The following is a 22094-nucleotide window of genomic DNA, read 5'->3' on the forward strand; positions in this document are numbered from 1 at the left end:
ATTACGCCCTCCGCCGCGGATATAGACAAGGCGATCATGCCTTCAGGCGTTTCGTCGTTTTCAACACCGTTGAAGCGCCGATCTTCAATCACATGCCGACGCCAGGCTCAAACTCATGAAGACGAGCATGGCAAAGGGATTATTGACGACGATTTTTGGCTGGGTAATCGGCGTGGAACTCGTCGCGTGGTGGTGCCTCGATATGAGTGCGCTGGGTGGCGAGGAATTCTGGCCGGTCGTGCTGTGGGGTGTGACGCCATTGTCGATTGTGCTCGGGGTGCTTGTTGGCCGTAACTTGCGTTCCAGTTGGTTTCGTCGGAAGCATGAGCGCTCGTGACCGCTAGCGTCGACGTTTAATCAGGATGACGTATCGATGCGATATCACGACGGTGTGCCGCCGTGCTGAGCTTGCTCCGGAACCGGCTCGGGAATGCCCGACTCGGTGGCTCGCGTGGGTCTCCCGCGATGCCGCCATCGCGGCAAGGCACCCGGCGCGACAGCAAACTAGCATGAGCGCCAAAGTCCTGCTATAATGCGCCTCCCGCCGGAGAGATGGATGAGCGGTTTAAGTCGCACGCCTGGAAAGCGTGTATAGGTTAATAGCCTATCCGGGGTTCGAATCCCCGTCTCTCCGCCACTTTCCCCATAAGGCTTCCCAGCCGACGCGATCCCGCCGCTGTGCCATAGAAACGGGGTTGTGCCATAGATTCAGCACCTCAGATCCCGCGCCGCGCTAAACTACTGTATATCCATACAGGTGCGCTATGGGACTTTTGCAACGAAATGGTGACGATCATCACTGCATGTGGTGTGAGCATTACGGCGGTCCGATAGCGGGCGGCTCGCATGCGGAATGCGTCAGGGAAAAGTACCCCGCGGTTCAGGCGCAGCCGGAAACGGGCTGCGTGTTCTGGGTGCGTGCGATCGGTTCAGATGACGAATCGGGCCCGGCCCGTGCTCAACCGAAGCCGTGGAGGTGAACCATGTTCGAGTACGGCAACGCTGACGCGATTCTCGATGTCCTTCTATTCCGCGCGGAGCCGAATAAGCTGGGCCATACCGCACTGGATGACTTCGAGCACATGTGTTCGGTGACAGGCTGCCCGAAGAACGACAAATGGGCGAAGCTGGCGTTCGTGTGGGAATGGACAGCGCGCGGCCGTGATTGAAGCCTCGGACCTGATGCACGCGACGCTTCAGAGGCGCCCGTTCTCCAACCGAGATTGGCTTTTCGAATGGAAGCTCGATGGATTCCGCTGCCTCGTGCGCAAGCATGGCGAAACAGTCGATCTAATCAGCCGCGAAGGCAATCTCTTCAACTCCTCGTTCCCCGATGTGGTCGCCGCAGTCGCCCACGTGCCAGGGGATTTCGTCTGGGATACAGAGCTGGCCGTCGGTAGCGCACGAGGTAGTGCGGACTTCGCCAGTCTGCAGCAGCGGGCACGGACGATCTCTCCCCGTACCGTTCCGTCTGCCGCACGAAAATGCCCCGCCCGCCTTTACGTCTTCGACATGATGATGGAGGCTCTGCTCGACCTACGCGGCCACCCGCTCATCGACAGGAAAGACCGGCTTCGCGATGCATTCGACGATACCCCCACGCTGGTCTACGTCACCGACGTCGAAGGCGTGGGAGATCTTGTGTTCGAGCAAGCACAGGCCCACGACTTTGAGGGTATGGTCGCGAAGCGCAAAGATTCGCCATACGTGCGCGGTCGCTCGCTGAACTGGATCAAGGTCAAGAACCCCACATATAGCAGGGCTGCACCGCTCGGGTTTGGACGGGCAGCAAAAGAATAAGCAAAAATGCTTGTACAGTCCTTGCTTGTTTAAACATTAATGTTTAATATAAACACATGTCAACAACACGGAGGGACGGTGAAACAGAGTGAGTTCAAGAGGTGGTTAGCTGATCAGGGCGCGAGATTCAAGGAAGGATCGAATCACACGAAGGTCTACCTGAACGGCAAACAAACCACCCTGCCGAGGCACCCCGGCCACGAAATCGGGGAAGGTCTGAGGCAGAAGATTCTGAAGCAGCTCGGTCTGAAGTGAAGGGAGCCCCGAACGGGGCTTTCTCCGCACCGTCTCTCAAGCAATGGAGTGCACTATGTTGCGTTACCCCGCCCTGTTCGAACCGGATGGCGACGGATTCGCCGTGTCATTTCGGGACATCCCCGAAGCGCTGACCAGTGGCGAGACGATGGAAGAAGCTCGAGCGATGGCGGCAGACGCGCTGCTGACGGCGATGGACTTCTATTTCGAAGATCGCCGCCCGGTGCCCGAGCCGTCGAAGGCCAAAAAGGGCGAGGAACTCGTCGCCCTGCCCGCCAGCGTATCGGCCAAGGTATTACTGCTGAACGAGATGATCCGCCAGCAGGTGACGCCATCCGAGCTCGCGCGTCGCCTCGGAACTAGTCCACAGGTCGTGAATCGGATCGTCGACGTCAAGCACGCGACGAAGATTGATACTATTGCCGAGGCCCTCGAGGCCCTAGGCAAACATCTCGAAATTGGAGTCGCTTGACGCGCTGCCTGGTGGCACGCCAAGGAGATTGGATGAAACTGTCTCAATACATCGCCCAGCTGCAGTCAATTTTGGAAACCGAGGGTGACCTGCAAGTTGTGGTGTCGGCCTCCAAGGCCCTCGCATGTGCACAAGGCTTCACTTTCGGCGAACCTCCAGATGCGACGGTCGCCCGAGTGGGCGATTATTACGGAATGAAGCTCGTCTTAACCGGAGACGGAAATGGAGTCAACGAGTTCGCGCGCGTCGTGTACATCGGCGGTCGAGAGCCTCTAGCGCAAACTCCCCTGCATTCGTATACCGCATCTTGGGGCAAAACCTGCAGTTACAGTCCGTAGCCTGTGTTCACGACTTACAGGCTGTGGACTGTTTTCACGCGGGAATGGGCTTCTCATCCCAGTGCGAACCGCCGAACGCGCGCACGGCCGCCCACATGATCGCGCGACGCCATGCCGGGACACCCGTCACCGCCGACGCCTCGCGCAGTACCGCGTCAGCCGTCGCTCGGTCGACGATGTGCGAGCTGTAGATGTAGTCGTGCACCACAGACGCCTCGTTGCTGGTTCCACCAGCGAGCATATAGGCGATGGGCACGCGCGGCACGGACGCCAGATCCGTGACGAAGCCCGTCGGCACGACAATGACCTTACCCGCAACGTCCGAGTCGTAGATCAGCGGCGCCGTCAGGCGCCACTTGCCGTCGTCCATGCCGGTGGCGTTTTCCATCACCAGTGAAGTGAGGAACTTAGCCATTATTGGCTCGCCGCGACGGGCGCCGTCGCAACCGTGGCCGCCTGCATCGAGAGTGCAGCATTCGCAGCCAGGATGACCGTGTCGATTGCGGCCTTGGCTTCGTTCTTCGCCTGATCGGCCATCGACGATCCATCAACCAGTGTCTTGAGCGCGGGCAACGCCGTATTGACGATCGATTGGAGATCCGTCGAGCCGACGCTTGCACCGGCGGCGCACACCTTGTCGAGCGCCGGCTGAACGGTGTTCGCCAGCGTATCCGCTGCACCACCCGTAAATACGCCGTCGCTCCGGAGGATGGCGATCTCCCCTTTCGCGAGCCCGCACGTCATCGACACCTGTTGCTGGAAGGTCAGTTGCGGAGCAGTCGTACACCCGGCGAGCATGGCGATGCATGCCGCAAGCAGCATGAGTTTTTTCATTTCGGGATTTCCTTCAGGTATGCCGCGATCGCGGCGGGGATTTACTGCTGGGAGCTGGGTGCTACGGTTTGCGCAACGGCGCTGCTCTTGCCGAGGCTGATCGGCAGGCTCTTCACGCCATGCCAACCGGTGATGAGGCCGATCATTCCGAACGCGGCTTCGCGCAAGGCCGGATCGTTGACCTTCAGGTAATCGCAGACGGCCAGAAACACGAACAGCAGGCCGACCGAGACCGGCTTAATGAGGTCATTCATAGGCGCTCCTTCGAATGGGCAATAAAAAACCCCGCCGAAGCGGGGTTGGGGTCATCGTTTATACGATGGTCTTGGCGGCGTCGTCAGAGCCTTTTCAATCGGCCATTTCAGGCGATGGATTCGCGCGATCAGCGTGTTGTACGTGAGCCCATATTCTGTCGCCCATTCAGAAATTGCTTTCTTGACGCCATTGAACTCGACGAGCGTGTTTCTTCGCGTGTTGGCCGACTGCTGCGCAGGGGTAGCCCAACGGCAGTTTCCCGGCTCATAGTTTCCATTGCTGTCGGGAAAGCGATCAAGCGTCATTCCCTGTGGCCTAGGCCCCATATCGGCCAAAAAATTCTCAAATGAATCGATCCAACGTTCACAGACGGTGATCCCTCGGCCGCCATAGTCCGCCCATGCGCGCGATTTCGCATTGGTGCAGCGAGTCTTCATCGACGTCCATGTATAGTACTCAGGGCTGAATGTGCGCGCAGAGGTGTGGCCATGCGTCTCATAAATTGAATGGTCGTCGCGCAAACACCCGCAAGACTTGGTACTCCCCGTTCTGAGCGCGCTCAAGAAATATTCCCCGATCGAACCGCAATCGCAACGTGCGACGACTCTTCGATTTGGATTCCCTGATCGCTTGGGTGCATCGCTGACGAATGCAAGCATGCCAAATTTTTCACCACCAGCGAGGCTGATCCTGTTTTGAGGGCGCCGTCTTTTGCCGCATCCGCACGAACGCGTATTGCCGCTTTTCACGGATGCTATTCTGATCTCCGCCTCGGCACCACAGTCACATCTGAAGAGGCCGCGCATCATGCCACGATCGGATGTAGTGGGGCGAAGGAACGTGAGCGAATAGAACTTCTTCCCGGCTAGGCTAGAATGGGGTTCAGCCATCGGTTACCTCTTCACAGGCAATTGGTGGTTAGAGCCGCCCTGGTGTTGGTAGCACCTTGGCGGCTCGCTCATTTTACATCCACATCATAGTGATGGATGGTTTCGAGGTCAGAAAACGCGTAGCCTTCCTTGGCGTATTTTTGCGCCACCCACAAAGGGAACGGCAATGTGTGAATTCCGGAATCCTTGGCGGTGTGATGAGTGCGGCACACCAACATTCCATTCACCGTCATGTCGTCGACGAACTGCGTCCAGTCGGTGAAGCTCGCCCAGTCGAATGCCTGAATGTTTGGGCCCCAGTAGCCGGCCTGCGCGTCCTGCTTGAAGCGATCCCAATCGATCATTTCGGCGAGCGAGCGCTCGATCGGATGGTGATGCGCCTCGAGCGGATGACCAGATTGCTCGGCCGTCGCATTGCAGATGAAGCAGCGCGCGCCTTCGCGCTCGAGCAGGATTTTCCGCGTGCGGGCAAATAGCGCCGTTGTCGTGCGCGGCGCATGCCCGGGAATGTTTACCTCGACGGACAGCGTCTCTTTCTCTTGATGGACTTCGGTAACGTCGCTCATGCGATCCCCAATGCTTTCTTTACCGCGCCATAGAGCGCGAGTCGTTCGGAATAGCCGTTCGGCGTGGCCTTCGAGTTCGGATTGCCGAGGTTCACTGCGCGCGATACCGCGAGGAAGTCGCCTTCGTCAGCGAGCGCGTTCAGCTTGTTCGTCGACCAGAACCACGCGGCAGACAAAGCCGCGTTGGCGGGTTGCTCGAGCAGCTCAGGATGCGCGATGAGGTCGAGCCCCAAGGCGCTTGCGCAGCGGGCGTAGTTCGAGCGCCCAGTCACCTGGATGCAGCCTCGTCCGCAGAAGCGGCGCCCGTCGCCCGGCTGCGTGTTGCCGATCTGCGCCGCCTTCGCCGATGGAGGCTCGTACGCGGTCTGCGCTGCCGTCGGGCCCCACAGTTCACGCACCCACATCAGGCGCCCTGTCTCGACGCCGATCGTCGCGAGAAACGCAGCCGCGCGTAGCGGCGTATTAATGTTGAAACGGTCGCAGGCACCCTGAAGGGGCTGCACCCATTGCGTCGCGCGCAGCAGCGTCGCACCGCAGCCAGCAGCAACGATGGAAGGTGTGAGGTTCATGTCAGTCCAGTGACGGCCATTTGCCGTGCGCGAGAGCCCAGAGGGCGCCCGCAACTGTGAGGAACGGGCCGACCCAGATCACCACTCGACGCAGGACGCGCCCGGTCGCCGTGAAAAACCCGACGCCTGACTTCGCAAGCTTCAGCAGCTCGACCAGTTCTTTTGTGTTCGACTCGACGCGCAGCGTCGCCTCTGTGTTTGCCAAAAGTTCAGCGCGGTATGCGCTGATCTCTTGCTGAAGCGTGCTCATCTCGCTCTCCAGTGCGGCAATCCGCTGGTGATCTGCGTGTGGATGGTTCAAAGGCGGCCCCGGAAATGAAAAAGCCGCCCGAAGGCGGCTGGTGGTCGGTTGTTATTTGATGCTTGACTGCTAGCCCTTATAGGGCTAATGTTCGGTCCATAGGGAAACGCATTCGCGAGTCCCGCTTATCCCGAAAGGACGATGATCATGAAGCTCACATTTCGCGCCCGGCGCGTGCCAGGCTATGCCCATTCACTACAAGCATCCTCCCGCGAAAAACCTTGCCGACTTGAAGGCAGAGCTTGGGCTCACCGGCAAGCAGATGGCAGATCTCTGCTGGCTTGCGGGCGACCAGCACTGGCGCAAGTACACCAATCCACGCGACCCGCGTCCTATGAGCGCTCAAATGCTCTTTACGATGATGGCGCAGCTCGAATTGGACAAGGAAACCCTCGAGCGCATCTTCGAAAGGATGCGCCGGGCCGGAGCCGAGTTCAGCCCGGTGCCAGATGGAGAACAGCAGCCGTAGCAATGTCACTTGGCTGCGCGGCAGCAGCTGCGCACGCGGATGTGATTGATGACTACGTTGCCCGCCCCTTCGGAATTCATTTTCAGGCCGGCATCGGCATCAGCAAGGCCGACACTCCCGACGGCCGATGGCAGCAAGCAGGCATTCCGGGCGGCTCGCACGTCACGGCGAAACCGCCGACCTTCTCGCTCGGTCTCACTGGTCCCGTCCTCACGCGTGGCGCATGGGGCGTCGACTGGCATCTCGATTATGTGAATCTCGGGCGCTTCGCGGCGTCTTGCTCCTGCACGCCTCAGGACGAGAACTACGATCCCGGCTCGCACACGTACGCGAACAAAACAGGGGTCCCGACCGCATACTTCACGGGCGAAGGTCGCTCGCAAGGCGCGGCGTTGACCGCCGAGGCATATTACTGGCTATATGGCATGCGGCTCGGCGCCGAGGTCGGCGCGTATGTCCACCGCGATTCGTGGTCGGAGGACATCGCCGGCTGGCAGGTTGGCGGCGTACCGCCGCAGACCCTGCACCTCTCGGACGCCTATTGGTCAGTCGCGCCCGTCATCGGAGTATCGGTCGGATACGGCCGCGTGAGCGTCGCGGCGCGTCACTACTTCACTGGCCTGAACAGCCGCAATCGAAACGTGCCGCCGCTCTGGAACGACGTCACGACAGTGGAACTCAAGGTTAAGTTCTAACTTTCTGTTATTTGATACACTGCGCGGACATTAAATGTAACGCAGCGTAAGAATGACTGAAACCGCGAACCCGAGCCGCCTTGTACCAAACAAGGCGACATCTCCTACTTCGGCTGCCACAAAGCAAGTCGGCCGCGTTGAGGAAATTGATGGAATACGCGGCTGGGCTGCGCTGTGCGTCGTCGTCTTTCACGTCTGCTTAGAAACTTTCTCTAAGCTGCATCCACATTTCGTAAATCCGAGCTCGTTTTTCTTCTTCGATGGCCCGATGGCTGTCTACGTTTTCTTCATCCTCTCCGGCGACGCATTGTCGACCCCATTTCTTTCTACTGAGAAGAAATCCCTTCTCGACAAGATGGTGGTCAAACGATATTTCCGGCTCGTCGCACCGATCGCAATCATGACTGCGATCACGGTGGTAGCAATTCGGATCGGGCTGACACACAACAAAGAAAGCGCACTGATCGTGCACCGCGAGGACTGGCTGGGAATCTTGATGCCTAGCGATTTCACGATGCTAGATGCGCTCAAATACCCATTCCTTACGGTTTTCTCGTTTGGCGAAGAAGGGAAAGGGTTTAATCCGTTCCTCTGGACGATGCCGATCGAGCTAACTGGATCGGCAATGGTTTTTCTCTACCTCTATGTGCACAGCAGAATAAAGCGCCAAACGCTGACCCTCGCGGTCATCATCGCGTTCACGTTCTTAGCAAACAAGTGGTACACGCTGTTTTTCCTCGGCGTGCTTTTCAGCCACCTACGTGTCAACGGGCAACTCGATCACATTCGAGGAAAAATGTCGACACGCGTGATCGCGCCATTGTTGGTGATAGCCTCTTATGCTCTCGAGTATCGATTCCTGAGCGTTCCCGATGTGACGCATGTCACAAGCTGGCTTGACTCAATCACCATCTTCGCCCAAGACAATAAGAAATTCCTGATGGCGGTTCTGTTCTTGATTGGCGCATATTTGAGCAAGGACATGCGCCGCTTCTTCCAAAACGGCGTGTCGAGGTTTCTGGGCAAGGTTTCTTTCCCAATCTACCTTGCCCAGGCGCTCGTGATCTGCACCTTCTCGTCATACGTCATTACAAGATCTGCGCCATATCTCGACCGCACCGACGTGTGTGTTGCAATCGGCGCCACGGGAGTAGCTATAACGATCGCCTTCGGCTATTGCCTGTCGATCGTGGAGCGTCACCTCATGAAAGGCATCGATAGGGTTGTCGCTCTGGCTATGCGTTGACCGGCGCGGGCGGCGGCGTAAAGTGCCCGTCAGCATAGGGGAAGCCGATGTACGCAGGGCCCGTTTCATCGGTAACAAGCACGGCGGTCGTGCCCTCTGGTGGTTGCCACTGTTCCGTATTCCCATCCCACACCACAACGTTGATGACCATGCCGTCCCGCACGATTGCGCAGTTATTCATTTATGCAAACTCCCAAACGATAATTTTGGGGCCGCCGCCTACAGCACCAGCCACTGCGCTTGTGCTTGCGCCAATGCCAGTGCCACGGCCGCCCGAGCCTTCTGACGTCGTAGAACCGTTGATGGGCGCCGCACCACCCTGCGCAGATGCTACGCCCGTCAACGTGCCGATTGCGTAACCACCAGTATTTCCCGGGGTCGAGGTAAGAACGATACCGGCAGTGATAGTTGGGAGTCCCGCCGCGCTAGGCGCGTTCTGAATCGACGTGGTAGTGCCAGTAGGGCCATAGCTGCTACTACCAAGGCCGCCCGGGCAAGTGATGATAGAGCCAAACGAGGCCGTACCACCGGTGCCGCCCGCTCCACTGCCGGTAGGGCCTGCTGCACCTGGCGCACCTGCAGTGATGGTCTGCGATGCACCAGCCTGTGCAGCAGTTAGCAGTACTTTTGCGTATGAACCCGAAGACGCCCCCGGCGAACCAGCATACTGGCTGGCACCCGTAGCCGGAGCACCCGCACTGCCACCGCCTGGTGCTTGTATTTCAACAATCAGGAAAGTTGTTGCGGGATTACGATTCCACGTAGCTCCCGCTGTGTACACAGTCGGGCCGCCATTGAGAAGGCGACCTGGACCGCACAACGCCTTGATCGCGGCGACGATCTGGGCATTGTTGTTTCGATCAGGCGTGATACCTGCGGCAGCCAGGATGGCAATCATCTCTTCCTGAATGGCATTCCATGCATACGCTGGAAAAACCGTTGCTGGAGTGTTCGTGGCAGGATTTCCCGACGTGGCTTGCCCGGGCGTCCCGGTCGCGGGCGCAGTATCACCACTGCCCACTGCAACGGTGTTGGAAGCAATCAGACGGTCCATCGATAGTCCTTAGGAATATTTGAAAATGAGTTGGGTATGCGCCGGCGCGTATTTCTGCAACTCGCATTGCAGGACGTTGTTATTCCACGCTGCGAACGGCTCGCCGAAGCCGCTCGCTCCGAATCGGAAGTACTTCACTGAGAATGAAGGCGCATTTACCTGCCACGCATACGCCCAAGCAACGCCGTTGAGGGGCTGCCCGAAGGTCGAACCAAATCTGAACGGGGCGAATTGCGTGATCGTGATCGTGTAGCCAAGATTCGCAGCCAGCTGAACGAAATATGCAACCGATTGGCCGCCGGTCGCAGACAGTCGAGCAACGACCTGCGCGCGACGCTGTTGAACCGTCGGAGATGCGCCGGCACACGGATCCGGCAGACCCAGCGTCGACTCCCATTCCGGAAGCAGCTCGTATGTCGTGCCGGGGAACGCGTCGACGAGTAGCTGATTCGCTCTCGCGGTATTGCCCGCATATACCTTGGTGATTCCCGTGAAGACCGCTGTCTGCTCGGCGTCGGGATCCTTCGGCCAGACCCGACCGCGCGGCATCAGTGCCTGAAACGCGCGGAGGTAGTCGGCTGATGTGAGGTTCGGTGCTGGCATCAGTCAGCTCACGAGAAGGTCATGGTGCCGAGCACGGGCAATGCGCCAGTCGCGCTCGTGATGTTCCCCGTCGGCGAGGTGATCACGAAACCAGCCGTGCCGGATACGGCCGCGATCGCCGACTCGATGTCTGACATGTTCACCGTGCCGCCCGGTGCGCCGTTCGACAGCAATACGCCAGCGATGGCCGCGCTAACAGCGTTCTTCGTCGTCGTGCTCCATGACGTCGTGCCGGTGAGCGTGAAGTTCACCGTGTTCGGCGTCGGTGCGCACACATAGACCAGCGCCGTCACAGGTTGCAGCGAGTACAGATAGTTCGCGACGGTCAGTTGATCGCCGGTTGCCGCGGCCGCGCGCGTCTCTCCTGCGGCGACGCCATTCGTTCCTTGCGGGAAACCGTTATGCGCAGATTCGGCGCTGTCGAGCATCACATAGACGACTACCGTCCCGGCACCGAAGCCGTTCGGTGCTACCCACGCGCGCGTCACGCCGGCAACCTGAAGCGCCCACGTCGCGTAATCCCCCTTCGCTCCACCCTGCGGAGAAGTCTGAAACGCGGACATCACGCGCCCGTAGAAGGCATCCTGCGTCTCGACGTCTGCGCCGCCCGTGAAAGCTGCAGCCGCCGTTCCGCCCGATTGGATGCCCGTGACAGCCGTGCCGAGCGTCAACGCCGTGCCAGCGTCGCAATTGCCCGCCGCGCCCGGCGTGCTTGCCGTGACAGCCACCGTCACCGACGACCCAGATACAGTTGCGTCCGCATTCGTCGTGTAGATGAAGCCGTCACCGCGCACAACCTGTGTGCCGGCCAGAATCGTTCCGGAAGAGCCTGGGAATGTGACTGAGCCTGTCGCTAGCGTCGCTTCCTTCAGATAGGTGTTCTTCAGCGCTCCCCAACCGGCCAGGTATTCATCGGTCGACGTCCACGGGACAGCCTGCTTCGAGATCCAGTCGATGTAGCCGTAATGCAGATGCGCGAGCCCGGCCTGCACTCTGCCGGTGATGCGCAGATTCGAAAAGCGCAGTAGCGGATCGGAGCCAGGCACGCTCGACGCGATGTCGGATGCGACCTGCGTCTGAAGGTCCGTCAGTGTCGGTCTGGAAAACGGCATCAGTTAATCCCCTGCCATGCCCACGTATAGGCGGTTGCCGACGTCGAGCCGTCCTGTTTGTATGCGACGACCTGCGCGCCGAGCTCGCTTGCCTTGGTCCACTCGACCAGCACGTCGAACTTGGCGACGACGCCGTCGTCGATCATCCATTGCAGCGCCTCAACGATGTAGTCGTAGGCGCGTTGCAACGTTTCCTGCGTCTGCTTTGCTCGCGTCAGAAGCCAGAGCCGCGAGCCGATATTGACCGTCTCGCCGGCATCGCCCCACCAGCCGCGAGGATCGTTCGTGCCGTCAGGAATAACGTCATCTGGCGCGGCTATCCTGTCTGTGAACAGACTTATCAAAATGGCCGTTTCAAGGTCATTGCCGGTCTCAACATCGCCACCGATTGAAACCGTGTTGAGCAGGTAGCTACCGGTCCACGTGAGTGACGCGCCGAGCAGAGGTGCACTTGCGAGGGTGACGAGTCCATACGGAGACAGCGCATAATCCGTCACCGTCACCGCAGCGGTGGTGGTGGGGATGTAGCTGGTCGCGCCGACTCCCACCGCTGAAGATTCCTCCATTTGCCCGCAATCGACATAGATTGTCGCGCCGGGCTGGCTGGCACCATACCCAATGTCGAAGTTGTAAAACGTACTGCCCGTGAGGCTGGCTGGCAGCGAGAGGCGTTGCCACGCATTCGACCCAGTGACCGCAATATTCGTCGTGCTCGCAGCGGGCGAGCGCAATGTGAGCGTCATGCTGGTCGTCGCGAGCACCCATACGCTCGGCGACATCGGCACACCGTTGGGAATAGAAATTCCCATGCGCACAATCGGAATTTGCCCAGCAGATGTCGCCGAATACACGACTCTGGCCGCAGAATTTACCGTTCCATCCGGACCATTCGCCGAGGCCGGCGTAATGGCGGCAGTCGCGCTTCCCGATGCGACAGTAGACCATCCGCTAAAAAACCGCGACTGCTTCAGATAGTTCGTCCGCGCCGTCGCATACAGCAACTGGTTGCCTTGCCAGTCGTTGCGGTAGATCTGGGCAACGATGTTGCTGATCTGGCTTGAGCCTGGAACGAGCGGGAACTGTGTCGCCAGTCCATCGCCAACACCAAACAGCGTTGGTGATGCTGCAGATATAGGCGTCTGCGTGAGAGTAGTCGGATTGACGACCCAATCGCCGCGCCCATGCGCAACGTCCCAAACTGTCGAAGTGTCCGTCATTCCGTAGCGCTCGGTACGTTGGTGTTGATCGTGCTGCCGCCTGTTTGGACGTTGACGACCGCGTGCGTATGGGTGTTGTAGATTTGCCGCATCTGCGACATGTTGTGGGTGTTGGTGCCCGCGTTATCGATGATGTCGCCAGTCACCTCGAGCAGCGGCGTCACCATGCGGACCTTGGTCGCCGCGTTGATCGTCACCGTCGTTGCGTTGTTGACCGTGACAGCCTGATTCTTTGCGTCGACCACGATCCCGCCAGATGCCGTCAGATAAATGTTTTTGCCGTCCTGGCTATAGAGCATCGTTTCGCCAGGCGCGAGGTTCTTTGGGCGCGATGGTTGGTGCACAGTGCCGAGCACGACACCGTTCGAACGATCGCCACCCAGAAACACGACAAACGCGTCCGACCCAACAGGCGGATTCGACGTGAGGCCGAACTCGACAGGGCGCGGCGTGTTGTCTGCCGTCTCCAGCGCGTTTAGCTTCACCTGCACGCGCTGAAATCCGCCGGCGTCATTCACCGTCGTCACCAGCGCGCGGGCGAGCGACAGCAGAACGCGCCGCGCGGTGCGTTCGAGAATTCCTACCTGATCACTCATTGCTGGGGGACTGTTCCGATGACGTCTGCGTATTGCGGTTGGATGAGAACCGGCTGCGGCGTGAATGCTTCCGGCGCCATCAGCGTCAGTTCCGCATGAGTGCCCTCAAGGCCAAGGTGATATGTCACCTCGGCAATCAGATACCGCACGGGCACAGTGCCAGCCTGATCGCCCGCCACCTTCAGCGACGGAATCAGAACGTCGATGAGCTTGTTTGGCTCCCAGAGATTCCCGTCGACGTCGCGCCAGTTGTCGACGGTCAGCGTCACAACCTCCGAGCGTCCGCGGCGCCGTGCGACTTCCCATAGCGCACGCTGCTTGCCGACGTCCCATCCCAACTGACCGGCCTCCGCAATCACGACGCGTCTGCGATGCCGTTTTACGTTGGGATCAGTCGCCGTGAAAACTGGCGCATCGACGGCATTCAGGTCCTGCAGGTTGTTCGTGCCGATCATGACGGCCATGATCTCGGAATAGCGCTGGTCCATAGACCGCGTCACTGCGGCGCTTTCCATGTTGACGCCTTCCTGCACGCCGCTCGCCATCACCTCCGTGCCTGCGCGCGTGAGCCGCAGCGATCCGTCGGGATCCTCGTAGACGAGCAACGCGCTGAAGCGCGAAGACCGCTCGATGATCTCGTATGCGGTCTCGCCGAGCATGATGTTCTGCTGCGGGATGATCGGCAGACCAGTGACATCGCAATTGACGGTGATGTCGTATGGCACAGCGAGCTTCGCCGCGATGTCGGCTGCGGTGCAATTGCTGATCTGGCCGTTCGGCCACTGCGCCGCGCAGTCGAGCAGATCCTGACACTTCCCGCGCCCCGTGACACGGATCTCATGCATGTTCGCGTTGATGCTCGGCACCACGCGATCGATATACCCGGTCACAACGGGATCCAATCCGATCGTCAAGATGAACGGGTCGCCCTCCTGCACGACGACGTCGTTCGCCTGACCCGGAAACAGCTCGGTCATACCGAGTTCAAAGTCGCTCGGAAACCGTTCGATTCCGCGAGTGCAGCGCAGGCTCGTCCAACCCGACAGCATGTAATCGCCGATCGAGAGCAGGATTCCGTCGTCAACCATCGTTTAGCTTGAGAGAGCGTTGAACTGCGTGGGCATGAATGCCGGGTGAATCGGATCCGCCTGCGTCACCAGCTCCTCCGCACGCGTCGAATCGCGATACATGCGGTTCGCCAGCGCGAGTGACGGCAGCGTGGTCGAAAACGTGAAGGTCGCTATCGCAGACAGGCCTGAGCCGCGTGAATCCAGATCCGCAACAACCGATTGCCGCAGCGCCCGGAGCGACGTATAGACGTCGTCCTCGCCCTGATCGGCTGCAATCTGGATTTCGTTGTCGATCAGCGCGGTCACGCTGTCGCGCATCGACGACGCGTCATCAGCCGATGAAGGCTGATAAGTTGACGACGATATTGCGATCTGCGCAACCGTCGCCCGGCGGAACAGGTCCGCGCATGCGCTCTGCATGGTCTGCTGCGCAATGGCGATTTGCGATGATCCGACAATCGGCGTCGGGCTGAAAGCGATCAAGCTCGACAGCAGCCGGATCGCATCCGCAGGCGACGATGCCGACGCCGCGAGCGCCGCAGCCACTCCTTGAGCAGCATTCGCAAACGTCGTCGGGTCACTTCCAACGTTCGCCGCAGCCGCCGTCAGTGCGGCGCCGGCCGTCGCGACAGCCGCACGATTTGACGTATCGGCAGCAATCAAGCTCGCGGCCGTTGCGCTCGACGCGGCCTTCTGATTCGACGCCGCATATCCCGTGTTTCCGCCGCCGAACAGGCGACCGAAGTTGCCCGCCAATGTCGAAAGCGAATTCCAGAATCGCTTGACGTCATGCACGAGCATATTCACGGTCTGATACCACTTCACGACGGTGGATACGGCCGTCTTGACTACTGCGGCGCCAGCTGAGATCGACGACGCAATCCCCGTGATGAAGCTCGACAGGGATGTGGAATCGACAGCATCTGCCGCGCCTGTCACCGCGCCGCTCGTCTGCTGTTGCGCCTTCGGGTAAAGCCGATCGCCGCCGCGTGCGAACACGAGCCGAAGCTCCACCACCCGGCCACGATCCCAACTCGAACCGATCTCTGCCTGCAGGCAATTGACCTTCAGGTTGCCATATGTCGGGTGAACGAGCGTTCCGAGACCCGGCGACTTCGTGCTTCCCGTCGTTCCGCCCTGAATTGTCTTGATCAGGCGGTCGCGCTGCGCGAGCACATCTCCGCCGCCATAGACCAGGCTGTTCTCAACCAGGAATGCTTGAATCCTGAAAACGTTGGTCTGAAGGCCGAGATCTTCGATCCACGGCATCGTCTCCTTGTTCGGATACTCGTGGATTGCATTGCGCCGCCCGAACGTGCCGCTTTCCGCGAGCACGGCGAACGGGACGCCGTTGTAGCTTGCCTTGCGGAGCTTGCTCCAGTATCCGGTGCCACCATTGAACAGCTTGGCGAGATCACTGGCCGCCGCGCCCGCTGCGGATGCGACGCCGCCGATACTTCCGACAGCGTTGCCAATCGTGGATGCGGTGCTCATACCGATGGTCCAATAACGTTCGATGTGCCGACGCGTGCCGACGCGGTTGCGCCGCCGCTAGCGCGCACTGATGCTTTCGTGCCCGGCGGAGCGTTCGGAATGTCGACGTGCACGTGAACCTTGCCGTCTATCGCCGCCGCCATCTGGCCGCGCCGCGCCGCTTCGCCTGCCGCATCGGCCGGGCGCTCGTACAGACGCGACACGATGCTGCCGGCGTCCTGCGCCGAAGACGCGCCCATCAGCGCGCGCCCTGCCTTCTGTTCGTTGCCGCGGCGCAGCTCGTAATCCGCGAATTGAAGCTGCTGGTCCAGCGTCGACTTACGGATGTCGGTGCCGAACAGCTTCTTGAATTCAGCCTGCCGATCTTCATGCCACTGTCCGATGCCATATGCGTGGCCGTTGTCACCTACAGCATTAGGATTGAACAGGCTCTCTTGCCAGAAGTTGGCCGCCAGACCAGCGGCCTGCTCCTTCGACCAGCCCATCTTCGTCAACCGATCGACGACGCCTGCGGTTTGAGCATCGTCTGCGGCACCCGCGCGCCGACGATCGCCGATTGGGTCACCCTGCCATTGCTGGCCTGGCTGCGCCTGATGCTGCTTCAGATAGTCGTCTTCACCGGTATTCAGGTCCTTTGAATGCAGCAGAGCGAGAACAGCTGCCATGATCGGGCCGCCTGCGAGCCGCGCAAGCGCCGCCACGGCCGTCGGCACCGTCGTAGTTGCGAGCAGCGTCAGATTCGAGATCAGGCTGAGCACACTTGCGATCGGGCCCGCGAACGAAATCGCGGCGATCGCGATAGCAATCCCCTTCACGCCGCCAATGGCATCGACGAATTTTCCGATCTCGCTCGTGGTCTTGTCCCAGTCGACGTGATCGATCCAGTTCGCGAACTTCTCGACGTACTCGGACACCTTCGAGGCGACCACGTCGCCATATTTATCGACGAGGCGTCCAACAACGTCGAGTACGCGCTGCACCGCGGGCGCAAGCGCATCACCGAACGAGTACTTCAACCGCGTGGCCGACGCTTCGAGCTTGAGCATGTTCTCGTTGAACTGCTGACCGCGCGCGAGTTGCTTGTCATCGAACACAAGGCCCATCGACCGCGCGCGATTGACGAACTCGTCGATACCCTTCTCCCCTTTTTGCAGCAAAGGAAGCAGAGATTCCACACCAAACGCTCCGGCAATGAGGCCTTGAGCCTGCACGTTGCCTTTCTGGGCGACGATGGCGTTCGCCACCTCTTTCAGTGCGCGCGTCGCGTCGACGGCGCCATCCTTCGTGCGATGCAGCGTGATGCCGAACTTCTGCATCATGACGAGCGCGTCCTGATTTCGCCCGTATGTGGCGTCCTCGATCGTGCGACCGAGCGACTTCAGGCTTCCGGTCATGTCATCGGCCGAGAGACCGGCGAGCTTCGCAGCGCCGCGAAACGCCTGTAGATCCTGAGTCGACACGCCGAGCACGCCCGACGTACGCTGCACCTCGGCGCCGAACTTGCCCCATTCGTTCGCGAGCAGCGCTATGCCGGCAATCGATCCGATGCCTGCGATCGTCGTCAGCGGCGTAATGACGGACGCGACCTGTCGCGCGGTATCGGCGGCAGCCGTGCCAACGGACTTCATCGACTTCGCGACGCGATCGAGGCCCGCTTCCTTGCTGAAGCTCGCGAACGACGCTTTCAGGTCCGAAGCGGGCTTCGTGACGCTCGCAAGCGACGCCTTGATCTTCTGGACGGATGCCGTAGCCTTGTCGACCGCGGTGATCGTCACAACGAATGGCGTGCTCGCTGCCATCACGACTCCATTTGCTTTTTGATGCGTTCAGCTTGCCCCAGCCACCAGACGAGACGCGACAAAGGCAACGTCCATGCCTCGTGCGGCCCCCAGCGGAAGAAGTAGGTGACCTCGGCGACTACTGTTCCGCAGCCGTCGGGCCATCGTCGGTAAAACCCCCGAGATACTCGTTCGCCTCCGTGAAGTCACGTTGGCTGAGCTTCTCGACGGCGGCCTTCGGCACACCCGAGATGAGGTGAATCAGCATGATGCCGATACCGATGTTCGACGACGCCGACATCGCTTTGTCGAGCTCGCCGGCCGTCGGCTCGCGCAAATTCAGCGAGTCGTACACGACTTCGGTTTCGCCCGAGCCGAGCTTGACTGGCTTGCGAAGCTTGATGGTCTTTTCTTCAGGTTGGCTCATAACTTAGCTCGTGGTCTCCGAGACCGCCGGGCCTTCCCACTTCACTTCCACGGTTGCATCCGTGGATTTGACGGTCTGGTCTTCGACGGTCCACATGTTGCGGCCGATGATCGTCTTGCCGTTCGCAAGCTGCGCAACGACAGTCGAGTTGTCCATCGCGTTCAGATCGGCGACCGTCAGGCCGCCGGTGTCGCGCAGCGTGCCCGAGATAGAGCCGACTCTCTTCTTCTCGCTGAAGCCGTGCACATCATCCATGCCGACCAGCGATTCCCGCGTTACGGTCGACGGGTTGTATTCGAAGTCGCCGACCAGAAGATAGTTCTGCCCGTCCACCGTGAGAGTCGCGGTGCCGGCGAGGCGGTTGGGGTTTGCCATCGTGGGCTCTCCAGAAAAGCGAAAGCCGCCCTAAGGCGGCTCTCAGCGGTGCGGTTTTACCTTAGCTCAGACGGAACTGACCGAGCAGCGCGAAGATGCGCAACTGGTCAATCAACGTGCCCGGCCACAGAACGTCGATGCGATTCGGGTTGCTGGCGTTTTGCTGCACGATCAACGCCTGTGCGAACGCCTTGCTGTTCTGCACGTAGCCGTTATATTCCTGCTCCTGGAACTTCGCGATGATGGCCGCCTTGATGATGCTCGGCGTCACGATGTTCGAGCCTGGGGCGAAACGCGTGCCGTCGGCAGCGAGCTTCATTCGCGCAAACTGGCTCGTGACCATCGATGCGTAGTCACGCAACAGGAACGCCAGCGTGAACAGCGTTTCGACCTCGAGATACGAGTTGTCGGGCTGCCCGAAGCTGTTCGTCTGGTACGTCGTGATCAGGTTTTCGATCGCCACCGTGCCGTCCTGCGCAACCGTGAATGTCGAGATACCGTCGTACAGCAACGTGTTGCGCTGCGACAGGTTGAAGCGCGATTGCAGCGGAGGGGCCAGCACGCCCTGGATCACTACCGTTTGCAGCGGCGTCGCCGGGTCCGCGCGCAGCGAGACCGCCGCGGCGCCGGCCAAGCCTGCCGCCCACTGCCAATTCGGCGTCGGCGAATCATTGAAACCCATGATGGTTTCATGCTGGTTGTTCCGCGCGAGGCCCAACGTCGTCTGGCTTGCGAACGTGCCGCGATAGGCCGTGAACACGTGGCCATAGACCTGCTGTTGCCAGCTCCAACGACCCGTTGTGTCGTTGAGGAAGCCCTTCAGCGCATCGAGGGACGTCGTGTCAGTGTACGGGCACACGATGAAGTCGAACGGCATATCGAGCAGGTTGCCGAGCGCCGTCGTCAGCGTCGGATTCGTCGCACCGCCGGCCATCGCCGTGATCGTGAACGTCAGGCCCGTCGGCGTGGCTTCGCCGCCCGCCGTGCCCTGATAGTTGACGCGGATGTCGATGTCGTTGCCGCACAGCCCCTTGTTATCGGCTGTCAGCGTGACGGTGCTCGTCGACGCCGTCGCAGTCACCGGCATAGCTGCAATTGCATTGATGGCAGCAGCCACTGCGGTCGCGATCTGGGCCGTCGTCTGCGTGGATGTCACGGGGACCGTGACAAGCTGACCGGCGATGTAAAGCGAAAGCGTGCCGTTCGCCGTCGGCGCAGCAGTGAAGGCAATCGAACCCGACGCCGCAGTCGAGCCGGCCGCATCGGCAAGCGGCAGACACCAGACCTCGCCGAACGAATCGTTCGCCTTGTATGCAGCGGTCATCAGCGCGAGCATCGAGCTCGCCCCGCCCTGCACTGCGGCATCCGTCGCGCCAGACGAGATGATTGGGACATTCGGTGTCGCGATGCCCGATGACGTGATCTGACCGATGATCAGCGCTCGCTGGTTGGCCTGCGCCGTGTTCGCATGGCTGTTGTCGAGCTCCGCATAGAACAGCGGCACCCGGATATTCTGGGGAATTTGCTTGAATGGGATCGTCACGGTCACTTGCTCCGGGCGGGCGTCTGCGACGCGGGTTCATCGACGAGAACCACGTCGCGGTCGTTCAGGCAACGGGTCCAGAAAATGTCACCGTCGGGCACCTCAATGCCATCGGCGGGAAGCAATTGCTTCGTCACCGGGTCCCGTACGGACAGGCCCGGTGCTGGTTTGATGCGCATGAGGCGCTCCTATTGGGGGAGTGCGATGTTGAAGCCAGGCTCGACCGTGCCGTCCGGCTCTTCAACCGCAAGAGTCATTTCCGTGAGAGGCGTCAGAGGAATCGGGAAGAAATCTTCCGGGCCCTGATAGAACTTCACTTCGATCTGCATCGACAGTTCCGCCATGGGCATCGACCCTTCCGAGTTCGACATCAGGTCCGACTCGACCGACGTGAACTGCTCGATCCGCTGGCCACCGTTCGGATCAGCCCAGATGGCCGGGTTGTTGATCAGCGCGACCTCGATCTGCGCCTTCAATCGTTCGGCAGCCAACAGTGCGTCAGCCGCTCCAAGGTCGCCGACGCGCGCCGGCGACTTGGTGCGTGCCGTAATGTCGATGGTCGTGAATACGTTGAACTCCGGGACGTTCGGCCCGAGCGATTCCTTCCGCTCGCGCCGCGCATGCACCAGGATCGCGGGATATGCGTCACCGGCTGTCGGCCAATCGAATGGCGAAAAGACCGACGCGCCAGCATCCGTCTCCCCGATGAGCGCGTTGACGAACAGCGCGCGAAGATCTGCGGACGTCGTCATGGCGAACTCACCTTGCTAAGCAGCAGCTTTGCACCGCCTCGGCTATCCACACGTACCTCCCGAACGAGGAACGTCGTATTGACGCTCGCCACCGAGAGCTGATCGTTTTGCATGGGATCCGAAGGAAATTGCGACAACTGGACGCCGAGGACCGCCGACACCTCGGTCACACCCGACGTCGCGTCCTCAAACATCACCTCCTTGAGATACGCGTTGTCGAACACGCCGGTGATCGAGAGCGATCCGCCGGCGAGTGGACGATAGGTGACCGGCTCGCCGAAGACACCCATCAGCGGGCCGATGACCTCGGCATTCCAGTCGACAGGCATTACGCCTCCGAGCGGCCGCTGAACAGCACTTCCGGACGGGTGCAGATGTGGAGCGGGTAGCTCGACACTTCCATCTTCCACCACTCGTCGCGGTCACGATCCATGATCGGCACCACGTAGACCGGCTTGCCGGGCGTGTTGACCCACTGGAACGACTCGCCCGGGGCGAGCGCGCGGCGGAAGATGCCGGGAGCGCCGACCGGGAAGAACTTGACCTTGTCGTCGGCGATCTTGATCGTCGCGTTGTCGTCCGAACCGCGATAGTTCAGCCAGCGGATGCCGCCGAATTCGAATGCCTGGAATGCGCCGCCGGAGTTGCCGCCGCGGATCTCGACAGCATCGCTCCAGTTCACGAACGTACGGATCACGTCCGGGTGGTTCACGAACGCGTCGTAGAACGCGTCGCCGCACAGTGCGAAGATCTTCGTCGACGGCGTGAACGCACCCTGCGCCTTACGCGCCATCGAGCGCGTGATCTGGTTGCAGAGCGGGCGCAGCGAGTTCGCGGTGGCGGCAGCGAGGTTGAAGCCGACTTCGGTCGCGGGCGTGATGCCGAATTCCTGGAACCAGTCGTATTTCACGGTGCCATCGGCGTCCGTGAATTTTCCTTGCACAGCTGCGAGGCGCTGGAATTCCCACGTGTATTCGATGTTTTTCAGCAGACCCGTCGGGCCTGCGAGGCGACGTGCAACCTCGTCCTGCACCTGCATGAGCTCCGACTCGGTACCGAACGCGCGGATGTTCTGCAGTTCGTTCGCGTAGATCGTATCGGCGTGGCGCAGACGCGGCACTTCGAAGTAACGCGCCTGACGCTTTTCCGTCGTGCGCTGAGTGCCCTCTTCGCCACGCTCGCTCAGCGGGATCACGACGAGTTGGCCTTGACGCTGCTCGACGACCAGCGCCGTCGTACGGATGGGGTCGTCGTCGAAGATGCCCAGTTCGCCGAGCGTCTGCGGCTGGTACGGATACTTGTCGACGGCCGCCGTCAGCGAAACGGTCGAGAACGGGTCCTGGTTGAAAATATCAAGCGATGCCATTGAACGGCTCCTTCAAA

The 22094-nt window shown here is 60.4% G+C and carries 31 protein-coding genes and 1 tRNA gene; 10 read left to right on the forward strand and 22 right to left on the reverse strand.

All coding sequences use genetic code 11. The features are described 5' to 3' along the window. Window positions 1-115: 115 nt before the first annotated feature. The 7 genes from BPHY_RS09425 (at window position 116) to BPHY_RS09455 (ending at window position 2865) form a co-directional block, all read left to right on the forward strand. Window positions 116-337: a hypothetical protein gene (locus BPHY_RS09425; protein WP_041763502.1), complete on the forward strand. Its 222-nt coding sequence runs from the start codon at window positions 116-118 to the stop codon at window positions 335-337. Between the two features lie 209 nt (window positions 338-546). Next, window positions 547-637, forward strand: a tRNA-Ser gene (locus BPHY_RS09430). Window positions 638-983: 346 nt separating this feature from the next. Further along, window positions 984-1169, forward strand: a complete 186-nt coding sequence (locus BPHY_RS09435) for a hypothetical protein (RefSeq protein WP_041763504.1) — start codon at window positions 984-986, stop codon at window positions 1167-1169. After that, on the forward strand, window positions 1162-1800 hold the full coding sequence (locus tag BPHY_RS09440) for an ATP-dependent DNA ligase (RefSeq protein WP_244257606.1): 639 nt from the start codon (window positions 1162-1164) through the stop codon (window positions 1798-1800). Before BPHY_RS09435 ends, BPHY_RS09440 begins: the two co-directional genes overlap by 8 nt. 78 nt (window positions 1801-1878) lie before the next feature. After that, window positions 1879-2055 carry a type II toxin-antitoxin system HicA family toxin gene (locus tag BPHY_RS09445; protein WP_041763899.1) on the forward strand — a complete coding sequence of 59 codons (177 nt, stop codon included), beginning with the start codon at window positions 1879-1881 and terminating at the stop codon, window positions 2053-2055. A 55-nt stretch (window positions 2056-2110) separates the two neighbouring features. Beyond that, entirely contained in the window at window positions 2111-2527 is a 417-nt protein-coding gene (locus BPHY_RS09450) for a type II toxin-antitoxin system HicB family antitoxin (RefSeq protein ID WP_012401246.1), read from the forward strand. A gap of 32 nt (window positions 2528-2559) precedes the next feature. Beyond that, window positions 2560-2865, forward strand: a complete 306-nt coding sequence (locus tag BPHY_RS09455) for a hypothetical protein (RefSeq protein WP_041763505.1) — start codon at window positions 2560-2562, stop codon at window positions 2863-2865. A gap of 34 nt (window positions 2866-2899) precedes the next feature. On the opposite strand, the gene BPHY_RS09460 is transcribed toward BPHY_RS09455, so the two are convergent. The 7 genes from BPHY_RS09460 to BPHY_RS09495 form a co-directional block, all read right to left on the reverse strand. After that, window positions 2900-3280 (reverse strand): DUF1353 domain-containing protein, encoded by a 381-nt coding sequence (locus tag BPHY_RS09460; protein ID WP_012401247.1) that lies wholly within the window; start codon window positions 3278-3280, stop codon window positions 2900-2902. Next, the gene (locus BPHY_RS09465; protein ID WP_012401248.1) at window positions 3280-3699 is read right to left on the reverse strand and encodes a hypothetical protein; all 420 of its coding nucleotides are present in this window, start codon (window positions 3697-3699) and stop codon (window positions 3280-3282) included. Before BPHY_RS09465 ends, BPHY_RS09460 begins: the two co-directional genes overlap by 1 nt. Before the next feature lie 41 nt (window positions 3700-3740). After that, window positions 3741-3953 carry a hypothetical protein gene (locus BPHY_RS09470; protein ID WP_012401249.1) on the reverse strand — a complete coding sequence of 71 codons (213 nt, stop codon included), beginning with the start codon at window positions 3951-3953 and terminating at the stop codon, window positions 3741-3743. A 51-nt stretch (window positions 3954-4004) separates the two neighbouring features. Beyond that, the gene (locus BPHY_RS41665; RefSeq protein ID WP_012401250.1) at window positions 4005-4844 is read right to left on the reverse strand and encodes a hypothetical protein; all 840 of its coding nucleotides are present in this window, start codon (window positions 4842-4844) and stop codon (window positions 4005-4007) included. A gap of 68 nt (window positions 4845-4912) precedes the next feature. Next, window positions 4913-5410: a hypothetical protein gene (locus tag BPHY_RS09485; protein ID WP_012401251.1), complete on the reverse strand. Its 498-nt coding sequence runs from the start codon at window positions 5408-5410 to the stop codon at window positions 4913-4915. Next, entirely contained in the window at window positions 5407-5979 is a 573-nt protein-coding gene (locus tag BPHY_RS09490) for a glycoside hydrolase family 19 protein (RefSeq protein ID WP_012401252.1), read from the reverse strand. Before BPHY_RS09490 ends, BPHY_RS09485 begins: the two co-directional genes overlap by 4 nt. A 1-nt stretch (window position 5980) precedes the next feature. Further along, entirely contained in the window at window positions 5981-6229 is a 249-nt protein-coding gene (locus BPHY_RS09495; protein WP_012401253.1) for a hypothetical protein, read from the reverse strand. Window positions 6230-6464: 235 nt separating this feature from the next. Here BPHY_RS09495 and BPHY_RS09500 point away from each other — a divergent pair, with 235 nt between their 5' ends. The 3 genes from BPHY_RS09500 to BPHY_RS09510 are packed head-to-tail and all read left to right on the forward strand — an operon-like array spanning window position 6465 to window position 8690. Further along, window positions 6465-6749, forward strand: a complete 285-nt coding sequence (locus BPHY_RS09500) for a hypothetical protein (protein WP_012401254.1) — start codon at window positions 6465-6467, stop codon at window positions 6747-6749. Window positions 6750-6751: 2 nt separating this feature from the next. Then, window positions 6752-7444 carry a hypothetical protein gene (locus BPHY_RS09505; RefSeq protein ID WP_012401255.1) on the forward strand — a complete coding sequence of 231 codons (693 nt, stop codon included), beginning with the start codon at window positions 6752-6754 and terminating at the stop codon, window positions 7442-7444. A gap of 52 nt (window positions 7445-7496) precedes the next feature. Then, complete coding sequence (locus tag BPHY_RS09510) at window positions 7497-8690, forward strand: acyltransferase family protein (protein WP_012401256.1); 1194 nt, start codon at window positions 7497-7499, stop codon at window positions 8688-8690. Here the strand turns inward: BPHY_RS09510 and BPHY_RS09515 are convergent. The 15 genes from BPHY_RS09515 to BPHY_RS09580 all read right to left on the reverse strand — a co-directional run bounded on the left by BPHY_RS09515 (window position 8680) and on the right by BPHY_RS09580 (window position 22077). After that, window positions 8680-8871: a hypothetical protein gene (locus BPHY_RS09515; RefSeq protein ID WP_052306069.1), complete on the reverse strand. Its 192-nt coding sequence runs from the start codon at window positions 8869-8871 to the stop codon at window positions 8680-8682. The genes BPHY_RS09510 and BPHY_RS09515 overlap by 11 nt on opposite strands. A gap of 882 nt (window positions 8872-9753) precedes the next feature. Further along, window positions 9754-10347, reverse strand: coding sequence for a YmfQ family protein (locus tag BPHY_RS09520; protein WP_012401258.1), 594 nt, complete (start codon window positions 10345-10347; stop codon window positions 9754-9756). A gap of 8 nt (window positions 10348-10355) precedes the next feature. Continuing rightward, window positions 10356-11459, reverse strand: coding sequence for a baseplate J/gp47 family protein (locus BPHY_RS09525; protein ID WP_012401259.1), 1104 nt, complete (start codon window positions 11457-11459; stop codon window positions 10356-10358). Then, a complete protein-coding gene (locus tag BPHY_RS43065; protein ID WP_012401260.1) occupies window positions 11459-12676 on the reverse strand; it encodes a phage GP46 family protein in 1218 nt (405 codons plus the stop codon). The genes BPHY_RS09525 and BPHY_RS43065 overlap by 1 nt, the downstream gene beginning before the upstream one ends. After that, complete coding sequence (locus BPHY_RS09535; protein WP_012401261.1) at window positions 12673-13272, reverse strand: phage baseplate assembly protein V; 600 nt, start codon at window positions 13270-13272, stop codon at window positions 12673-12675. Before BPHY_RS09535 ends, BPHY_RS43065 begins: the two co-directional genes overlap by 4 nt. Next, window positions 13269-14360 carry a phage baseplate assembly protein gene (locus BPHY_RS09540; protein ID WP_012401262.1) on the reverse strand — a complete coding sequence of 364 codons (1092 nt, stop codon included), beginning with the start codon at window positions 14358-14360 and terminating at the stop codon, window positions 13269-13271. Before BPHY_RS09540 ends, BPHY_RS09535 begins: the two co-directional genes overlap by 4 nt. Window positions 14361-14363: 3 nt before the next feature. After that, complete coding sequence (locus tag BPHY_RS09545; RefSeq protein ID WP_012401263.1) at window positions 14364-15836, reverse strand: DNA circularization protein; 1473 nt, start codon at window positions 15834-15836, stop codon at window positions 14364-14366. After that, on the reverse strand, window positions 15833-17635 hold the full coding sequence (locus BPHY_RS09550) for a phage tail tape measure protein (protein WP_012401264.1): 1803 nt from the start codon (window positions 17633-17635) through the stop codon (window positions 15833-15835). The genes BPHY_RS09545 and BPHY_RS09550 overlap by 4 nt, the downstream gene beginning before the upstream one ends. A gap of 118 nt (window positions 17636-17753) precedes the next feature. Continuing rightward, entirely contained in the window at window positions 17754-18041 is a 288-nt protein-coding gene (locus tag BPHY_RS09555; protein WP_012401265.1) for a phage tail assembly protein, read from the reverse strand. 3 nt (window positions 18042-18044) lie between these two features. Continuing rightward, window positions 18045-18416 carry a phage tail tube protein gene (locus tag BPHY_RS09560; protein ID WP_012401266.1) on the reverse strand — a complete coding sequence of 124 codons (372 nt, stop codon included), beginning with the start codon at window positions 18414-18416 and terminating at the stop codon, window positions 18045-18047. A gap of 61 nt (window positions 18417-18477) precedes the next feature. Then, a complete protein-coding gene (locus BPHY_RS09565; protein ID WP_012401267.1) occupies window positions 18478-19959 on the reverse strand; it encodes a phage tail sheath subtilisin-like domain-containing protein in 1482 nt (493 codons plus the stop codon). 2 nt (window positions 19960-19961) lie between these two features. Next, a complete protein-coding gene (locus BPHY_RS39355) occupies window positions 19962-20138 on the reverse strand; it encodes a DUF2635 domain-containing protein (RefSeq protein WP_012401268.1) in 177 nt (58 codons plus the stop codon). 9 nt (window positions 20139-20147) lie between these two features. Continuing rightward, entirely contained in the window at window positions 20148-20711 is a 564-nt protein-coding gene (locus BPHY_RS09570; protein ID WP_012401269.1) for a hypothetical protein, read from the reverse strand. After that, a complete protein-coding gene (locus BPHY_RS09575) occupies window positions 20708-21040 on the reverse strand; it encodes a head-tail joining protein (protein WP_012401270.1) in 333 nt (110 codons plus the stop codon). The genes BPHY_RS09570 and BPHY_RS09575 overlap by 4 nt, the downstream gene beginning before the upstream one ends. Continuing rightward, window positions 21040-22077 carry a major capsid protein gene (locus BPHY_RS09580; RefSeq protein WP_012401271.1) on the reverse strand — a complete coding sequence of 346 codons (1038 nt, stop codon included), beginning with the start codon at window positions 22075-22077 and terminating at the stop codon, window positions 21040-21042. The genes BPHY_RS09575 and BPHY_RS09580 overlap by 1 nt, the downstream gene beginning before the upstream one ends. Between the last annotated feature and the right edge of the window lie 17 nt (window positions 22078-22094).

The sequence above is a fragment of the Paraburkholderia phymatum STM815 genome, assembly GCF_000020045.1.
Classification (GTDB): Bacteria; Pseudomonadota; Gammaproteobacteria; order Burkholderiales; family Burkholderiaceae; genus Paraburkholderia; species Paraburkholderia phymatum.